The sequence below is a fragment of the Collimonas sp. GW821-FHT07E08 genome (assembly GCF_059418905.1).
The window spans coordinates 1-524 of the sequence record NZ_JBWKQR010000066.1 but is presented as its reverse complement, the minus strand read 5'-3'; the positions used below and the strand labels follow the sequence as shown (position 1 = coordinate 524).

The 524-nt window shown below is 51.9% G+C and carries 1 protein-coding gene; it reads right to left on the bottom strand.

Annotation, left to right across the window (positions count from 1 at the left end; genetic code table 11):
* A partial coding sequence (locus tag AC07RZ_RS24185; RefSeq protein ID WP_494669879.1) for a hypothetical protein occupies nucleotides 1-461 on the bottom strand: 461 nt, incomplete at its 3' end.
* Nucleotides 462-524: the final 63 nt, after the last annotated feature.

Below are 524 nucleotides of genomic sequence, written 5' to 3'. Positions count from 1 at the left end.
GACCTGCCGGTAGCTAATACCGTAGATTCCAGCACTGAGGCAGTAAGTCCAGCAATGGTGCTCATCGGCAGATTCTGGAAGTGACCAATAGCGGTTATTTGAGCGGGCGATAAAGCGGCAATATCTGCTGCATTCGCGCCCATAATACCCATGCCTAGACCAACCCCTTGGTTGCCATTGGACATTTGGGCAATTTGGGTAGTGGATAGAGCCGCAAAAGCAGCTGAGGATAAGGCGCCTACCTGCTCAGGATGCATCCAACTCCAGTCGGCACTAGTATTAGGGAAACCCGTTCGAATCGCTTGGATGGTATTGGCAGTCAGTCCAGCAAAGGCCGACGCTGAAACCCAATCAAAGTGACCAATAGCGGTTATTTGAGCGGGCGATAAAGCGGCAATATCTGCTGCATTCGCCCCCATAATACCCATGCCTAGACCATCTCCTTGATTGCCATTGGACATTTGGGCAATTTGAGTAGTGGATAGAGCCGCAAAAGCGGCTGAGGATAAGGCGCCTACCTGCGC